The organism is Knoellia sinensis KCTC 19936 (assembly GCF_000768705.1).
Lineage (GTDB): Bacteria > Actinomycetota > Actinomycetes > Actinomycetales > Dermatophilaceae > Knoellia > Knoellia sinensis.
This window is the reverse complement of sequence record NZ_AVPJ01000012.1, coordinates 31,774-48,312: the sequence shown is the minus strand read 5'-3', so window position 1 is coordinate 48,312 and position 16,539 is coordinate 31,774. Positions and strand designations below refer to the sequence as shown.

Below are 16,539 nucleotides of genomic sequence, written 5' to 3'. Positions count from 1 at the left end.
ACAAAGATCAGTGAACGCACGGACGACATCGCCCGCCCGCGGTGTCAGGGTGAGGCGTGCTCATCCAGATCACGCTCGACCACGCCAGGCCTCCGACCGGCAAGATCGCGGTGCTCGAGGGGGGCACCAGCGCGCCCTTCGGGGGCTGGCTCGAGCTCATGGCCGTTCTCGGGGACATCGTGGACTCGGCGGGCGACGAAGAGCACCAGCTCGGCCCGCGAGCGCAGTCCGAGCTTGGCGAGGACGTGTGACACGTGACTCTCGACAGTGCGTCGGGAGACGACGAGGATCTCCGCGACCTCGGGGTTCGACAGACCCCTCGCGACGTGCCTCGCGACGGTCTCCTCAGTCCTCGTGAGGGCTCCCCAGCCGGTTGTCGGCCGCGACTCCGCGCGGTGTCCCTTGAGCCGGACACCGCGGGAGGCGAGGCGCGCCCGGGCGGCGCGCACGTCGTGGTCGGCACCGACCGCGCGATAGGCGCACAGGGCCTCCTCGCCCACGATGACCGACTCCGCGGCATTCCCCTGCCGGGCGAGTGCGACGGCGGCGAGCTCGCTGGCCTGGGCATGGGCCAGACGCCGAGGCGTCGTGGCGAACAGGTCAGCGCCGGCGCGCACCTGCTGAGCGTCCTCCTCGACGAGACCGCCGACGACGAGGGCGGTCGCCCGAAGATGCGCGACGTCCGGGTTGGCCGCAGCGGCCACCGAGACCACGCCACGCGCCGCTTCGGCGCTGTCTCGCGCCCCCACCTCGACTGCCAAGGCCGCCAGTGGGACGGCAAGCTGGACGCAGTCCATGACCATGGTGCGAGCGAGACATCGCTCCCACCCGCTCCAGAGGATGTCGAAAGCACGGTGCGAGTCGCCGAGTGCGGCCGCATGGCTGCTGGCCGGACCGTAGATCCACGCGAGCCCCCGACCCAGACCGGACGTGGCGGCAAGGTCGCCGAGCCGGGTGATCCACGGCTGCGCCGCGTCCGGACCGTCACGGTGGAGCGCGACCCAGGCGCGCGTCCCCAGGATCGGGCCGTCCATCTGGAGGTCGACCTTGTCGCGCAGCGAGTCCCTCGCCTCGAGGTCTGCCTCGACGTCGTTGAGGTGACTGCTCAGGGCCCTCGACCGAGAGCCCAGATAGAACGCCGAGAAGACTCCCGGGAGGTAGCCCAGCCGCTCGGCGAGCCGCCGGCCACGCTCGAACATCGCTCGGCTCTCCGGAACGCGGTCGAGGTCGGCGAGGACGATTCCAGCGAGCTGGTGTGGGAAGGCCTCGATGGTCTCGAGGCTCGGCTCCGCATCCGCGACCTCGACGGCGCGCGACAAGAGCTCGAGTGCCTCCCCGAGGTCTCCACGACAGGCGGCGATGTGCCCGCGCAGCACGGAGGCCAGAGCACCGGCGGAGACGTTGCCGGCGTCGGCCGCCGCCTGCTCGGCGGTCCGTGCCCGGGCGAGTGCCTCCTCGGTGTCACCGACAAGGAGGCGAGGCCAGCCCGCGAGCGCAAGGTGTGCCGCGCGGTCCTTGGGCGACAGTCTCGGGCTGCGCCCCGCGCGCAGCGCCTCGTCCTCGGCGCCGAGGACGTCACCCCCGAACAGCACGGCCTGCGAGAGGGTCACCCTCAGATGGCTCTCGAATCCGTCGGCTGCGCCTCGTTCGAGCGCGTCGCGCGCAAGGTCGGCAGCATCAGCGGTCCTGCCCAGCCGCAGATAGACCCGAGCGATGCCAGCCATCGCGCGCACGTGCGCCGGATCCGTCAGCGCCGTGGCATCCATGACGTGGCGCCACAACTCGAGCGCGGTGCCGCCCGACATCGGCACGACACGGTCCGCGAGCTCGAGGGTCCAGGGCACGAACTCCGCAGCCGGTGGCGCTCGCAGCAGGTGCTCGGCCACGGCGACCGGGGGCGCCCCCACCTCGTCCAGCCGCCGGGCGATCTCGTGGTGCAGCTCGCCTCGAATCGTCTCGGGCACGTCGGCGAGGAGGACTTCCTGGATCAGTCCGTGGCGGAACGTCAGCGTGGCCGCGTCGACCTCCCCGAGAACGCCGGCAGCCATGACCTCGGTCAGGGCCGGCATCAATTCGCTGACGGGCTGACGTGCGATGAGGCGCAGGTCAGCGATGGGGAACCTGGCCCCGAGGACCGATGCGAGGAGGAGGAGATCCCGTGCCGGGGCGGAGAGGGCGGACAGGTGGTTCATGATCATCAGGGCCAAGGACGGCGGTCGGTCCGGCGACGAGTTGAGCCGAGCCGTGCCGTCCGGGGCCACCGTGAGGGACCCGTCGCGCTGGGCGACTCCGAGCATCTCAATGAGGAAGAGCGGGTTGCCGCCCGCCGACTCCAGCTGATGCGCGACGGTGTCGTCCACCCTGGCCCCGGTCACGACCTCGGCCAGTTCGGTGCAGGCACCGTGTCCGAGGGGCCCCAGGTCGATCGTCGTCAGCAGGTGGCGGGCCTCGGCCTCCGAGGCGAACTGGTCGAGGTCCCCGCTGTGGGGCAACGGGCGGGTGGAACACACGATGACGATCGGCTGCTGGGGAAGAGATCGGGTGAGCCGGACGAGGACTGCCAACGTCCCCCGGTCCGCCCACTGGAGGTCCTCGAGGACCAGGGTCAACGGACCGCGTGCGGCCAGCACGTCGATGAGGTCGAGGACGTGCTCGCCGAGGCCGAGGTCCGAGTGCCCGTCGGCGGCCTTCGGCCCGGCAAGAGACCCCTTCCCCTCTCCGACGTCCACGGCCAGGGCATTGAGGAGCGGCCAGTAGGGGCGACGCTGCCCCATGGCGTCCGCACCCGCACGAAGCACTCGACCGGCCGAAGCGCCCACCTCGCCCAGGGCCGCCTCGATCAGGGTGGTCTTGCCGATCCCGGGTTCGCCGCGCACCAGGACGACGCGCCCCTCCGCGTGCCCCTGCGGGCCAAGGGCGTGGGTGAGGGCCCGGAGCTCGTCGTCACGTCCGACGGGGCGCATGCGCTCGCCCCCCTGCGCAGCGAGCGCCATGGGACCCCTTCTGCCGGTCTGGCCGGCACCGGCGCGACTGGCAACTGCGGAGACAGCTGATGCCGCGACCCGTGCCCTTGACCTCTCACGGTACCTCTGGCCCATGGGTGCCGGAGGGCGTTTCCGCAGGCCCGGGGACCCTTCGGCCCTACGTTCCCCGACTCGTCGCGGAGTGGTTGGAGACCATGCCCGAGGAACGACATCGCGAGGTCGGGGGCACCGTCGTGCTCGCCGACATCAGTGGCTTCACCGCGCTGACCGAACGGCTCGCTCGTCTCGGCACGGTGGGTGCGGAGCAGATGAGCGACACCCTCGACTACACGTTCGGCGAACTGCTCACCGTCGCAGCCTCGGACCGGGCCGACCTGCTCAAGTGGGGCGGCGACGCTGTCGCCCTCCTGTTCGACGGCGAAGAGCATGTGGCACGCGCGGCTCGCTCGGCACACCGGATGAGGGCCGCGCTGCGAGGTCTCGTCCGCCGGCGCGCACTCCCCGTCCGAGTGGACCTCAGAATGTCGATCGGGGTCCACACCGGCACCTTCGACATGTTCCTCGTCGGCGATCCGACGAGCCACCGAGAACTGCTCATCGCGGGTCCCGCCGCGAGTGAGCTCGTGCGGATGGAGGCCCTTGCCGACGCCGGGCAGATTGCCCTGAGCGCAGACACGGCGGCACTGGCCCCCGCTGCCTGGCGCGGCCCCCTCGTGCCTCACCAGATGGGTCCACCGGGGCGCCTGTTGAAGTCCAGCCCGGCGCTCGCGGTGGTTCCCACCAACGCGGATCGGCCGCACCGCCAGCCCCCCGACACCGACGTCTCGCCGCTCGTCCCGCCAGCCATCCGAGCGCACCTGACTGCCGTCCACCGCGATGCGGGTGCGGCCACCGCGGTCGGGGCACCTGGCGAGACGGGCGAGTCGGGTGAGTCGGGTGAGACGGGCGCGGCGGGAACGTCCGAACACCGTCCGGTGGCTGTGGCCTTCGTGGCCTTCTCCGGCGTCGACGAGATCGTGCGCGAGCACGGCGGCCCCGCCGCGACGGAGGCGCTCGACGCCATGGTGCGCAACGTCCAGAGCGCCTGCCTCGCGCACGACGTCACCTTCTTCGAGTCCGACCTCGGTCAGGACGGCGGCAAGATCATGCTCACCGCCGGCGCCCCGCGCAGCACCGGTGACGAGAGCGAGCGGCTGCTCCGCACCGCACGCGACATCATCGACCGCGCTGGGGTCCTGCCCCTCCGGATCGGGGTGAATCGAGGGCCGGTGTTCGCAGGCGGATTCGGACCGCCCTTCCGGCGCACGTACTCCATCAAGGGCGATGCCGTGAATCTCGCGGCCCGGCTCATGGCCAGGGCTGGCCCGGGCGAGGTCCTCGCCACCGACGAGGTGCTGTCCCGCTCACGCACGCACGTGCTGACCGAGGCCCTCGGCCCGTTCGCCGTGAAGGGAAAGGCCGCCCACGTCCACGCGTCCCGGGTCCTGGGCCTCGCCGAGGGCCGGGCCGTCGCACGGCCGGAGGTCCCCTTCACGGGCCGGGTGCGCGAACTCGCGCTGCTGCGCGACACGGTCGACCGCCTCCACGAGCGGGCCGGCTCGGTGGTGGACGTCACCGGCGCACCGGGCATCGGCAAATCCCGCCTCGTCGCCGAACTCGCGCCCCCCGAGGACCTCGTGGTGCTCTTCACGCCGTGCAGCGACTACGACTCCAGCACCTCGTGGTTCCCCTTCCGCACGCTGCTCCGGGACCTCCTCGGCATCCGGCCGGAGGACTCCGGCGCCCAGATCCTGCACCGGCTGACCCTGCGCGTCCAGGACTCCGCCCCGCGCCTCGTTCCCTGGCTGCCACTGCTCGCCCCAGTCCTTGGCGTGGAGGTCCCACCGACTCCGCAGACGCGGGACCTCGCTCCGAAGTTCCGGCGGAACCGACTTGAAGAAGTGGCGATCGAGTTGCTCGGGGCCGCCCTGCCCACGGGGACCGTGTTCGTCCTCGAGGACGCGCATCTCATTGACGAGGCATCCGCCTCTCTGCTGCAACGGCTCCTTGCAGAGACCATGGATCGGCCGTGGTGCGTGATCCTGACTCGCCGCGACACCCTCTTGGTCGGGGCCACCGGTTTCGTCCCCGCAGCCGGCCACATCGTCGAACTCTCGCTGGGCCCCCTGTCGGCGGAGGACTCGGTGGACCTCATCGAGGCGGCCGCCGGGGATGCCCACCTCGGGATGCGGGCGATCGAGGCGATGGCCGCCCGCGCGGCCGGCAACCCCCTCTTCCTCACGTCCCTCGCCGGGGTCGCACAACTCGAGGGCGAGTCCGGCAGCCTGCCCGAGTCCGTCGAGGACGTCTATCTCCGGGAACTCGATCGGCTCACCCCCCGTGCGCGGACCATGCTCCGGTATGCCGCGGTGCTGGGTGTTCGTTTCCACCCGAACCTTCTCGAGGGCCTGGTCCCGCAAGCAGGGGCTGGGGCCCTCGCGGAGCTCGAGGAGTTCATTGAGAAGCAGCCCGACGGTGCCATGCAGTTCCGCCACACCCTCGTGCGCGATGTCGCCTACGACGGCCTCCCCTTCAGGCTCCGGCGACAGATGCACGCGCGAGTGGCCCGGTTGCTCGAGACGGACCACGGTGCGTCCGCCACCTCAGCCGCCCTGAGCCGCCACTTCCATGCGGCCGGGATGCACGAGCAGACGTGGACCCATTCACTCGTCGCCGGAGAAGAGGCCACGAACTCCTACGCCCACGGCGAGGCCGCCGTCTACTTCGGCCGCGCCCTGGAAGCCGCGGGGCACCTCCCCGCGCTGGACCACGAAACCCGCTCCACGGCATACATCCGCCTCGCAGAGGAACGAGACCTGGCAGGGCAGTCGGTGGGTGCGATCACGGCCTTCCGCGCTGCCCGAGCCCTCCTCACTGACGATCCCGTGGGGCAGGCACGGCTCCTGGAGCGGGAGGCTCGCGTCACGCTCAGGCTCGGACGTCACCCGCAGGCCCTTCGGACTCTCACGCGGGCGCTGCACACCGTCGGTGCCTACCCGGGCCCGGAGGCGGATGCGGTGCGCGCGGAGGTGACGACGCGCTACGGGTTCTGCCGACACCTGCAGGGCCGCCCGGACGACGCGATCCGCTGGACGACGACCGGCGCCGCGTGGGCGGAGTCGAGCGGCGACGTGGCCGTGCTCGCCCGGGCCTACAACGCGCTGCACCTCGCCTATGGCGCCTCGGCACGGGACGAGGACCGGCCCTACGGCCGGCTCGCCCTCGAGGCCTACGAAGGTCTCGGGGACCTCAGCGGCCAGGCGCACTGTGCCAACAACCTCGCCATCGACGACTACCACGCTGGACGCTGGTCCGAGGCCATCGCGATGTTCGAGCGTGCCGCGACGATGTTCCACCGCGTGGGCGACGAGGCCAACGAGGGCAACGTGACCTACAACGTCGGGGACGTGCTCGTCGCCAGGGGCGAGTTCGAGGAGTCGTTGCCGGTGCTGCGTCGGGCGCTACGCCTCGCCCGGGGAGTCGACGACGAGGAGCTCGTGGCGCTGGCCCTGCGTGAAGGTGCGCGGGCCCACGCGGCGCTCGGCAACGAGGAGCAGGCGTGGGAGCTGTTCGGCGACGCGCGCGCCAGGTTCGTCGACCTCCACCTGCCCATCGAGACGGCCCTGCTCGACGCGGCGCAGGCCGAGGCGCTCGTCGCCATGGGCGCTGTCGAGGACGGCCTCCGCCTTGTCCAGGAGGCGCTGGACCACGCGCTCGCGCGCAAGGTGACCGATGTGCTGCCGCGCCTGCACCGGGTCCATGCGTTCGCCCTGCTCGCCGCAGGTCGGGCGACCGATGCGATGGACGAGGTGCAGCGCGGCCTCGCGGCCGTGACCAGCGTGCAGGGCACCTATGACGAGGCGCTGCTCAGGCTCGTGCAGGCCGAGGCCATGGCCGCCGTCGTCGCGGAGGCGGAACGCAGTCGCGCCGAGGCGTGGGCGACGCTCGATCGACTCGGTGTCGTCCGGCTGGCCGCCCACGCGCTCGGTGCGGACTCTCAGATGCTCCCGCGGACGTCGTCGAGGAACAGCACCACCAGGTGAAGATCCCCGGCGTTGTCGCGCTGGCTCGCCCTGTAGTCCGTGCAGTACTCCAGCGTTGCGTCGATGACACCCTTCGCGCTGCACGCGGGGACGGGCGTGAGTGCACCGAAGGCGGTGCGCGACCAGAGAGCGGTGAAGCCGTTGACGCCAGCCCTACCGCACATGGTCTTGTCGCACACGAGCTCCATGCGGGCCGGGTTGGCCCGGTCATAGAGGTTGGTGCCGTTCGCCGTCAGGTTCGCGATCATCTGGGTGACGAGGCTCCCGCGCAGGCAGGCGTCGGTCGTGCGGCACTCGGCCAGCGTCAGCGCCACGTGACTGGAGGCTCCGCGAGGCAGGATGACGATGCCGCAGAGGGGCGTGGCACGGTCCACGGTCGTGCACGCGGCACCGTCCGCGCCCGCGGTTCCGTTGCGCAAGGCCGCCGAGTCGCCCTCGACGAACTCAAGGAACCGGGTGATGTCGAAGGTGTTGCTCGTGGCGCGAATGGCCTTCTTTCCGTTGCCCACGGTGGCGGTGATCGCGACTCCGTTGGCCTCCGCGGAGTAGCTCACGGTGAAGACCGCAGTCGTCGTGCCGCCCGGGATCGTCGCGGACGAGGGGCTCAGCGTGCCCGGTCCGGACGCCGAGAACGTCACGGTCTGGGCCGAGGGATAGGCCGCGTCGAGCGAGCCGCCCGTGCCCGCCCTCAGGTCGACCTCCACGAGGAAGGAGTCGCCCTGCGCCGCCAGCACCGCCGGGATGGCCGCAGCCGGTGCACCGCCGAGGCGCTCGGCGATGAACGCCGGGTCGCTGTAGGCGCTCACGACCATGCTCGTCGGTTGCGGAAGGGGCGGGCCAGCAGACGCCGGACCCATGGCTCCCTGCGCGAGCGCGAGGACGAGCGCGAACGCCGCGGCGAGAATGAGGGTGACCCTGGAGCGGGGCCGGCGCCGACGGTGAGACCTGGGCAATCGAGGTGACGGGTGTGGCTGACGCTCGGTCATGACAACTCCTGGCAACACTGGAAGGTCGACCAAGCGTGCACGCGTGGCCGCGGCTCTTCCCACTCTGGCGTCGATCACCTGACGGGGCATCCGTGTCCTCACTGATCTTTCGATCCGATCCGGCCGGTGGATTCCGGTATGCCGTCCGCACACCTTCCCGGCGAAACTTCCGTGAGTTCACCGATGCCCTTGGGGTCGCGCGACCCAAGGATCGAGGCATGACCTCGACCCTCGGCAGGGACGTGAGCGTGAGCGAACCCGGATCGGGCAACACCCTCAGCACGGCGGCCCTCCCGCGGAAGGGGCGAGTGGCTCCTCGGACCGTGCTGCTGGTCGCGTCGTTCGGGGCACTCCTCGCGTTCCTGGACGCGACAATCGTCAACGTCGCCTTCCCGAGCATCCGCGAGTCGTTCCCCGAGGCCACGATCGGATCGATCTCGTGGGTCCTGAACGCCTACAACATCGTGCTGGCCGCGTTCATGATCGTGTGTGGGCGGCTGTCCGACCTCCTCGGACGCCGCCGGGTCTACATCTCCGGCATCCTGCTCTTCACCCTGGCCTCGGCGTGGTGCGCGGCGGCGACGTCGATCGACGTGCTCGTCATCGCCAGGATCTTCCAGGCTCTGGGGGCGGCGATGCTCATCCCGGCGTCGCTGGCCCTGGTCGTCGAGGCCTTCCCCGGCGAGCACCGCGCCCACGCGATCGGACTGTGGGGTGCCGCGGCAGCCGTCGCTGCCGGCCTCGGACCGCCGATCGGGGGCGCCCTCGTGGCGAGCGGTGGATGGCGCTGGGCCTTCCTCATCAACATCCCCCTAGGCATCGCCGCCCTCGTGCTGTCGCGACGCGTTCTCGTGGAGAGTCGCGCCCCTGGCCGCCGGAGGATGCCGGACCTCCTGGGTGCCGTCCTGCTTGCGGGCGCGATGGGTCTGGGCACGACCGCCTTGATCAAGGCCCACGAGTGGGGTGCCGGCGATCCCCTCCTGTGGGCGGTGGTGGGCGGGTGCCTCGCGCTCTTCGGCGGGTTCGTCCTCAGCTCGCGCCGTCATCCTTCGCCGCTGCTCGACGTCGATCTGCTCAGGAGCCGACCGTTCCTCATCTCGAACGTCGTCACCCTCATCGCCGGTGCCGGATTCTTCGCCTACCTTCTGACCAACATCCTCTGGCTCCAGTACGTCTGGAACTATGACGTGTTCCGGGCCGGGCTGGCCCTGGTCCCAGGGGCGCTCACGGCTGCCGTCGTGGCGGGCGTGCTCGGACCGGTGGCAAGCCGACGCGGTTATCGGGGCGTCATCGTGCTCGGCTCCCTCGTCTGGGTCGCTGCCTTCGTCTGGTATGTCCGCGGCGTCGGCACGGACCCCGCCTTCCTCCGCGAATGGCTCCCCGGTCAGATCCTCAGCGGCATCGGTGTGGGTGCGACCCTCCCGCTCCTCGGGAGCCTCGCCCTCGAGGCCGTGCCGGGCGGGCGATCGGCGACCGCCTCCGCGATCATCTCGAGCACTCGCCAGGTGGGCGGGGTCCTGGGCATCTCGATCCTCGTCATCATCCTGGGCACCCCGACTCCGCAGACCGTCGTGGACCTCCTCCGGGACGGCTGGACCCTGAGCATCGTCTGCTTCGTCCTGTGCGCGATCGGCGCCCTGTTCCTTGGTGCCGACCGCGCACCTGCGGAGGCACCCACGCCGGCCACGCTCCTGACCGGCTCGGGTCGCGAACCGGCGGGGTTGGCAAGGGGATCGCGCGAGGCGTCGGGACCCGCCACGGGAGGCCCCTTGGCGTCGGTCCAAGCAACGGGCTCCTCACTGTTCTCACAACTCCCGGCCGAGACACGGGACCGCATCACCGGTCGCGCCACACCATCCACGATCCCTGCCGGAGCCCTGATCGTGCGTCAGGGCGACGTCGCCGACTCCCTGTTCGTCCTCGTCTCGGGGCGGGCCGAGGTCGTCATCGGCGACCAGTCCGTGCGCGAACTCGGACCCGGCGCCGTCATCGGAGAGCTCGCCCTCCTCACGGGCAGCACTCGATCCGCATCCGTCCGGGCGCGCCGTGACTGCGAGGTCCTGGAGATCGATCGCAGCGACCTCGAGGAGTCTGTCTGGAACGACCCGGCAGCGATGTCTGCCCTCGTCGCGACGCTGGCACACCAATTGGCCGAGGCCCGCCCACCTCAAATGGAGGTCATGCATCCGGGGGTCGTGGCCGTGGTGGCCGCCACGGCCGGAGCGCCCGTCCACGAGGTGGCAGAAGCCCTGCGGGACAGGCTCAGCACGCATCTGCGGGTGGCGGTCCTACGGGCGGCCACCGACGGTGCGCTCGACCGGGTCGAGCGTGCCCACGACAGGGTCCTCCTCGTGTCCTCCGGAGAGGATCCCGGATGGACCGATGCGTGCCGTCGCCAGGCCGACGTCGTCGTCCTCGTCGCTCGCGCGGGCGAGGTGCCGACCCTGCAGCCGTCCGATCGGCACCAACCGGATGTCGTCGTCGTCGGGCGGCCGGCGTCCGAGGCCGAGTTGGCGACGTGGTCGTCCTTCGATCCATGGCAGGTCACCGTTGTTGCGGAGCGCGAGCTGGGCGGCGGGGTGGCGCGACTGGCCGCACGGCTCGCCGGCCGATCGCTCGGACTCGTCCTCTCGGGTGGAGGGGCGCGCGCCCTGTCGCACGTGGGTGTCCTGCTCGAGTTGGAGGAGTCAGGGATCCACATAGACCGACTGGCCGGTGCCAGCTTCGGTGCGATCATCGCCGCGGCCTACGCGAGCGGTCAGACCGCGGAGCAAGTCGAAGCCCTCACCTACGGCGAGATGGTGCGGGGCAAGCCGTTCAGCGACTACACGGTGCCTCGGGTGGCCCTGGTGCGCGGACGTCGGACTGATGACGTGATGGAGCGCACCTTCGGCGACCTCCAGATCGAGCGGCTGCCACGCCAATTCCGTTGTGTCAGTGTCGATCTCCTCACCCGAAGTCTGGTCGTCTTCCGCAACGGGTCGTTGCGTGAGGCCGTCCGGGCATCGTCGCGGCTGCCCGGCCTGTTCCCACCCATTGCCACGTCGAGCCAGCTTCTCGTCGACGGCGGGGTTCTCGACAACACCCCGGTCAGCGTGCTCAGGGAGCGCCGCGAGGGCCCGCTCGTCGTCGTCAACGTGACGATGGGGGCCAAACCGTCGCCGCCGCGCGTTCCCGGAACCGCCACCACGACGCCGCCGCCGTCCGCGAAGCCGACGAGGGCCATCCGCGTCCCGATGCTGGGCGAGACCCTGCTGCGCACGATGATGATCGGCGGCTCGGCGGACGCGGCCCAGCAGTATCCCGACGCCCACGTCATCAGTCCGAGCCCCATGGGTGTCGGGCTCCTGGAGTTCCACCAGCTCGACCGGATGATCGAGTCAGGGCGGGCCGCAGCTCGCGACCTGCTGGACCGCGTCGGAGACGACCTCGGCGCGTCCTCCCGTCAGTGACGCCTGCCGAGCGGCCACCGCCCCTCAGTGCCCCCACCCTCTCCCCCTTCCCCCGCTCTCCCCTCCCCCGAACGTCCCGAAGTCACCGAATTCCTCGGTTCGGGACATCGAAGATTCAACGTCCCGAACCGAGGAATTCGGTGAGTTCGGGACGGCTGGGGCCGCCATTGCGGAAGTCAAACGTCCGCAATGCGGCCTACGGTGTGGCGCATGACGTCACCACACGAGTTCCGGGATCGCCAGATGCACGACGCGACGTTCGAGCACGTCGACCTCACCGGAGCGACCTTCGATCGGGTCGACCTCAGTCGCACGACCCTGCGCTCGATCAACTTCGACGGTGCCGACATCCGCAACGCCTCCTTCGCCGACGTCCGGCTACGCGGCGTGGAGTTGCGGAAGGTCGAGATCTGGGGTGAGTTGATCGACGTTCGCCTCAACGGAATCGACGTCGGCGCCCTGGTCGAGGCAGAGCTGATGCGGCAGCACCCCGAGCGAGCTCAGCTGCATCCGGCCGACGCCGACGGCTTCCGCGGCGCGTGGGAGGTCATCGACGACCTGTGGACGGGCACGCTCGAGCGGGCCCGACGACTCGAAGCCATCGCCCCGCAGGCGCTTCACGAGTGCGTCGACGGCGAGTGGTCGTTCGTCCAGACCCTGCGCCACCTGGCCTTCGCCACCAGCTCCTGGCTCAGCCGGGCCATTCAGGGCGACCCGTCGCCGTGGCATCCGTGGGAACTCCCGTGGGACGAGATGCCACCCACGCCCGGGGTCCCCCATGACCGGGAGGCGCGACCGACCCTCGACGAGGCGCTGGAACTGCGCCGTGACCGCTTCGAGCGGGTCCGGGCTCACCTGTCGTCGCTCACGAACGAGGACTTGGCCGGGACGAGGGAGGTGCCCGCTGGCGCGGGCTGGCCACCCCCGGGCGAGCAGGTGCCCGTCAAGGAGGCACTCGACACTCTGCTCAACGAGGAGTGGTGGCATCGGCAGTTCGCCGAGCGAGACCTTGCGGTTCTCGAGAGCCGCCATGAGACCGAGACGAGCCGGCCGACGGAGGCGACCGGACGGCATACCGGCTCGACGCCGCAACGGACCTGAGCAGGCACCCCGGCCGCGGCCCCCGACAGCCCCATAAGGTGTGCTGGTGCCCGGGGACCTCACACCGCTCGAGATCGTCGGTGGGCTCGTCCCGCTGGTGGTCGCTGTCATGACGCTGGCCGCCTTCCACTGGCGACGCCGCGACGAGGTGTTCACCGAGGTGACCCCCGGAGAGGTGCCACGGCTCGGTTCGGGCACCGGCTCGTCGCGTGTCCGCCGCGGCGTGGAGTGGGCGGGGTCGGTGGCCCCGCGCTTCCACGCGCCCGACGAGTCCACCCCGGCGCTGTCCGGCACGGTCCTCGACGGGATCGTCCATGGACGCGACCTCACCGCGACGCTCGTTGACCTCGCCCTGCGTGGCATCGTCAGCCTGGAGAAGGAGGGCGACGACTTCAGGGTCAGCCGCACCGGAGTCGGTGACGACACCATGGCCGACCACGAACAGGTGCTGCTCAACTCCCTTCTCGGACAGGCAGATTCGGTCCGCCTCGGGGAGCTGCGGCGGGCCGATGTCGCGCAGCGCTGGCGGGAGGCCGAGATCGCCGTCTATCGCGCGGTGGTCGACCGAGGTTGGTACTCGAAGCACCCGCGCTCTCGCAACGGCTGGCTGTCCGCGCTCGGGGTGATCCTCGTGCTCGGTGCCGTGGTGGCCGGCGTGGCGTCCGGAATCGCCGACGATCACTGGCGTTGGGTGCCACTGGGCGTGGGGCTCGGGCTCGGCGGCGCCCTCCTGGTGCGCCTCGGCCGCGGCCGGACACCGCGCACCGCGGCGGGTTCCGCGGCGCGGATCCAGGCACTCGGCTACGAGAAGTACCTCGCCACCGCGGAGGCGAACCAGCTGCGCCGCGAGGAGCTCGCCGGCGAAGTCCGTTCCATGCTCCCGTATGCCGTCGCGTTCGGCGTTGCTCCGCACGTCGCCTCAGTCCTCGCCGACGCCTTGCGCGCGGCGAAGCTTGCCGAAGGCGCACAGAACGCGCTGGCCGTGGCGGTCGATGCCTCGCTCGATCCCGGTGTCCTGCACTTGGTTTCGGGGCTGGTCGACCTTGGCGGTGCGCTCGACGTGCCCGACCTGGGCGCCTTGGGGGATCTGGTGCCGGACGATGCGGTGTCGGCGCTGGTCGAAGGTTTCGAAGGTCTCGGGTCGGCCCTGTCGTCCTTCGCCGGCGGCATCGGCGACCTGGTCCCGGACGGGGACTTCCTGGACGGTTGCGACAGCGGCTGTCTCGACTTCTGAGTCCGGGACGCCACACTCCCAACAATCACGAGGGCGAGGAGGGCCAGTTGCAGGACGCACAACGGGCCGTGCTCCGTCGGAAGTACCTAAGCCTCGGGGCGGGTGAGTTCGTCGCTGCCGCGGTCTTCGCGGGCGCGGCGGTGTTCTCGGTGGCCCCGCGCCTCGAGGGTGACGACGAGGTGAGGGCGCTGTGGAGCGCTCTGGGCCCTCTGCTCGTCGTGCTCGTCCAGGGTGGCGGGTACTGGCTGTTGGCGCGGCGATGGGTGGGAGCCGGGCGCATGACGAGAACGGTTGCCACGGCATACCGGATCTTCCGCATTGGGGACGTGGTGCTGCTGGGCCTCGGCCTCGCCGGCCTCCTCACGTGGTGGCCCGAACGGACCTGGGTGGCGGTGCTCTGCCTGGCCGTCTGGGCGTTCGGAGTGGTCGAGTACGTCAACTACTTCGTGGTGCGGCTCGCCTATCCGCCACGTCAATGGCTCGCGCTGGTCGGTGGGTGGAAGACCCCGCGGCTGGTCCTTGACCTCGAATCGAGCCGCTAACTCCAGCCGAACCAGCGGCGCTTCCGGTGAGGCTTCTGGACAGGGTGGTGGAAGGTCGTCAGGAGTCCGCGGACATCTTCCTCGTTGCCGCTCACCGCGACGACGCCCTCGGCGGTCGGGTAGCCATGCAGCCACCAGAGGAGGTCCACGGCGGGTCCTTCCACGACGGCGGAAGGGGTCTGCGGGGAGGCGCGCCGGAAGTCCGTCGGGTCGTCACCATCGGACGCCACGATGTAGTGAACCTGGCGGGTGTCCGTGTCCCTGACCGCGAACGGTCGCGGCCGCCAGGTCGCGCCCGAGGTGCTCGAGGCCCAGTGCGTGATGACATGGTCGATGGCATCGACTGCCACGGGGACTCTCAGTGTCGGCACCTCACGACCTGCTGCCACACAGGCCGCGTGCGCCGTCGCGACGGCTTCGTGCGCGAGCAACCGCGCTACCTGGGCCACGTTCCCGGGATGTCCGAAATAGTCGATGTCCCTGTCCGGACCCGCTGCCGGCAGCGATTCACGGAGCCGGTCGAGTTGGGTCGTCACACCAGCGAGGAGCGCCTCGTGGTCGGTCGGCGAGGTGGGCTCTGCCCGCCCACTCCAGTGTTGGTGGGGGTGCTCCAGAGACCATGCCCAGATCTCAAGAGTGGCCCAGTGGGCCGACGCCACGTCGCGTACCGGCTCATTCCGCGGGGGCAGTCGGTCCTTCGGGCGCAGCCGTCCGAGCGCCGCGACAGCGGACCGGCCATGCCGGTCCAGCAGGTCGAGGTGGTCAAGGAAGGGAAGCGTCACCGCTCGAGCCTATGCGCGCCGCGCGTCGTGTGTTCCCGTCATCGGAACTCGGCCACTGTTGCGGGGAGGGCGCGCAGCAGGCTGGCGACGACACCGCCCAGTTCCCACCTCGACCGAGGCTCGCTCGCGTTGATGATGTTGTCGAAGGTGACCGCTTGGAAGACCAGGTCGACGAGCGGCGCGAACGAGGGCACACTTCGGACGCTCAGCGGTAGGCGCGACGCTCGGATCGACTCGTGAGCAGCTCACTCATGACTCGTGACGGCGTGATGCCCAACTCTGACTCGAGCCGATGCCGGTAGCGCTGGAACGTGTGGACGGCCGACGACCTGTTCCCCTCCGCCAGGTGGGCCTCGATCAGGAGCCGGGTCCCGCTCTCCAACAGGGGCTCCAACAGCAGGGCTTCCTCAGCGAATCGGATGGCGAGCGAGGCGTCGCCGTCGTTGAGAAGCCGCCTACCCATGTCTTCGAGCGCACGAATTCTCCGGAGGTGCAACCGTTCTCGCTCGAACAACACCCAGTCCTCATACCAGTCCGGCAGGAGATCCGGCCTCCGCAGCAGACTCAGCACGTCGGTCGGTTTGAGGCCGTTCGAGCCGGAGCCGCGTTCGATGGTGTCGAGGCAGTCGTGCAGCTCCCACACGTCGACGTGAACGCCGGGACCAAGGACCAGGTCGTTGCGGACGGAGGTGACGAGATCAGTGCCGAAGCCGCGCAGGCGCTTCAGGGCTGTGCGCAGATTGGCGCGCCCCTGGGGCTCGGCACTGTCCGGCCACAACGTGGCAGCAGTGGCTGCTCGGGACTGATGTCCGCGCAACGCCAGGAGGGCCATGACACGTTCTTCGCGAAGACCGAGGTGGACGGGTCGGTCGTGCTCGGCCAGACCCCATCCACCCAGCAGGCTGACTCGGCACCCCTCAACCCTGGTCTCCATGGACACCCCTCACACGTGACCGACCCGCGCGGCACCCTGAGGCGACGATCGCTGCCGTCCGGGGCTGGACCTACGCACGTTTGGACCGTTGTCTGGCCCAGTATTCACTCATTCGGTGGACCCTGCACCCCAAAAGGAGCAGGTCAGGGGTACTCAGATACATCAACCCCGAGAGGCGCGACGTCAGGAGTCGTTCGGATCGCCGGCTGGGGGGCTCTCGGCGCCGTCGAGCCACTCGTCCAGGAGTGCGTGGACCTGCTCGCGTGAACTCAGTCTGCGCATGTCCGCGCCGCGTCCCGCGACGGACAGCGTCGCCCGCACGAGCAGCGCCCCATCCGGGGGCTCGTGCCAGTAGCTGAGCACCAGCACCGGCTCAGCCCGACCCGACTGGGGGGCCTCTGGGGCTGCCTCTTCCATGGGGGTCCTTTCCGGCTACTCTCCG

The 16,539-nt window shown here is 70.5% G+C and carries 11 protein-coding genes; 5 read left to right on the top strand and 6 right to left on the bottom strand.

Annotation, left to right across the window (positions count from 1 at the left end; genetic code table 11):
- Positions 1–44 precede the first annotated feature (44 nt).
- Positions 45–2,993, bottom strand: a complete 2,949-nt coding sequence (locus N802_RS14345) for a helix-turn-helix transcriptional regulator (RefSeq protein WP_035917571.1) — start codon at positions 2,991–2,993, stop codon at positions 45–47.
- A 185-nt stretch (positions 2,994–3,178) separates the two neighbouring features.
- On the opposite strand from N802_RS14345, the gene N802_RS14340 reads away from it, so the two are divergent.
- On the top strand, positions 3,179–7,066 hold the full coding sequence (locus N802_RS14340; protein ID WP_035917569.1) for an AAA family ATPase: 3,888 nt from the start codon (positions 3,179–3,181) through the stop codon (positions 7,064–7,066).
- Here N802_RS14340 and N802_RS14335 read toward each other — a convergent pair.
- A complete protein-coding gene (locus N802_RS14335) occupies positions 7,021–8,052 on the bottom strand; it encodes a hypothetical protein (RefSeq protein WP_035917568.1) in 1,032 nt (343 codons plus the stop codon). The two genes, N802_RS14340 and N802_RS14335, sit on opposite strands and share 46 nt — an antisense overlap.
- A 218-nt stretch (positions 8,053–8,270) precedes the next feature.
- Here N802_RS14335 and N802_RS14330 point away from each other — a divergent pair, with 218 nt between their 5' ends.
- The 4 genes from N802_RS14330 to N802_RS14315 all read left to right on the top strand — a co-directional run bounded on the left by N802_RS14330 (position 8,271) and on the right by N802_RS14315 (position 14,381).
- Positions 8,271–11,504, top strand: coding sequence for an MFS transporter (locus tag N802_RS14330; protein WP_052109973.1), 3,234 nt, complete (start codon positions 8,271–8,273; stop codon positions 11,502–11,504).
- Between the two features lie 210 nt (positions 11,505–11,714).
- Positions 11,715–12,605 (top strand): DinB family protein, encoded by an 891-nt coding sequence (locus tag N802_RS14325; protein WP_084072238.1) that lies wholly within the window; start codon positions 11,715–11,717, stop codon positions 12,603–12,605.
- Between the two features lie 46 nt (positions 12,606–12,651).
- Positions 12,652–13,839 (top strand): DUF2207 family protein, encoded by a 1,188-nt coding sequence (locus N802_RS14320; protein WP_035917566.1) that lies wholly within the window; start codon positions 12,652–12,654, stop codon positions 13,837–13,839.
- Between the two features lie 47 nt (positions 13,840–13,886).
- A complete protein-coding gene (locus N802_RS14315) occupies positions 13,887–14,381 on the top strand; it encodes a hypothetical protein (RefSeq protein ID WP_035917565.1) in 495 nt (164 codons plus the stop codon).
- On the opposite strand, the gene N802_RS20295 is transcribed toward N802_RS14315, so the two are convergent.
- From N802_RS20295 to N802_RS14300, 4 genes are all read right to left on the bottom strand, one after another.
- Positions 14,378–15,163 (bottom strand): hypothetical protein, encoded by a 786-nt coding sequence (locus tag N802_RS20295; RefSeq protein WP_035917563.1) that lies wholly within the window; start codon positions 15,161–15,163, stop codon positions 14,378–14,380. The genes N802_RS14315 and N802_RS20295 overlap by 4 nt on opposite strands.
- 38 nt (positions 15,164–15,201) lie before the next feature.
- On the bottom strand, positions 15,202–15,357 hold the full coding sequence (locus N802_RS20290) for a hypothetical protein (RefSeq protein WP_156971426.1): 156 nt from the start codon (positions 15,355–15,357) through the stop codon (positions 15,202–15,204).
- Positions 15,358–15,368: 11 nt separating this feature from the next.
- A complete protein-coding gene (locus N802_RS14305) occupies positions 15,369–16,097 on the bottom strand; it encodes an AfsR/SARP family transcriptional regulator (RefSeq protein WP_035917684.1) in 729 nt (242 codons plus the stop codon).
- Between the two features lie 183 nt (positions 16,098–16,280).
- On the bottom strand, positions 16,281–16,514 hold the full coding sequence (locus N802_RS14300) for a hypothetical protein (RefSeq protein WP_035917561.1): 234 nt from the start codon (positions 16,512–16,514) through the stop codon (positions 16,281–16,283).
- Positions 16,515–16,539 lie beyond the last annotated feature (25 nt).

Excerpts from the sequence above, each read along its gene's own strand:
- N802_RS14345 (WP_035917571.1), bottom strand. The coding sequence starts at position 2,993 with ATGGCGCTCGCTGCGCAGGGGGGCGAGCGCATGCGCCCCGTCGGACGT.
- N802_RS14340 (WP_035917569.1), top strand. The coding sequence starts at position 3,179 with ATGCCCGAGGAACGACATCGCGAGGTCGGGGGCACCGTCGTGCTCGCC.
- N802_RS14335 (WP_035917568.1), bottom strand. The coding sequence starts at position 8,052 with ATGACCGAGCGTCAGCCACACCCGTCACCTCGATTGCCCAGGTCTCAC.
- N802_RS14330 (WP_052109973.1), top strand. The coding sequence starts at position 8,271 with ATGACCTCGACCCTCGGCAGGGACGTGAGCGTGAGCGAACCCGGATCG.
- N802_RS14325 (WP_084072238.1), top strand. The coding sequence starts at position 11,715 with ATGACGTCACCACACGAGTTCCGGGATCGCCAGATGCACGACGCGACG.
- N802_RS14305 (WP_035917684.1), bottom strand. The coding sequence starts at position 16,097 with ATGGAGACCAGGGTTGAGGGGTGCCGAGTCAGCCTGCTGGGTGGATGG.
- N802_RS14300 (WP_035917561.1), bottom strand. The coding sequence starts at position 16,514 with ATGGAAGAGGCAGCCCCAGAGGCCCCCCAGTCGGGTCGGGCTGAGCCG.